Below are 229 nucleotides of genomic sequence, written 5' to 3' on the forward strand. Positions count from 1 at the left end.
TGCCATCCCGAGGCCCTCCGCCGGCGGCCCGATGAACACGTTGCCGTCCGCCCCGGCCTTCTCCGCCAGCTCGGGGTTCCCCGAGAGGAAGCCGTAGCCGGGGTAGATGGCGTCGGCACCGGCCTCGGTGGCCACGCGGATGATCTCGCCGACATCCAGGTAGGCGCGGACCGGGGGCCCGCGCTCGGCGGTCTCGGACGCCTCGGCCGGCCTGAGCCCATGGACCGAG

At 74.7% G+C, this 229-nt stretch carries 1 protein-coding gene; it reads right to left on the bottom strand.

Translation table 11 applies throughout. The features are described 5' to 3' along the window. On the bottom strand, positions 1-229 hold a 229-nt coding region (locus KVS71_RS19615; protein ID WP_302677837.1), incomplete at both ends, for a biotin carboxylase N-terminal domain-containing protein.

Source organism: Microbacterium sp. GbtcB4 (assembly GCF_019091465.1).
Classification (GTDB): Bacteria; Actinomycetota; Actinomycetes; order Actinomycetales; family Microbacteriaceae; genus Microbacterium; species Microbacterium paraoxydans.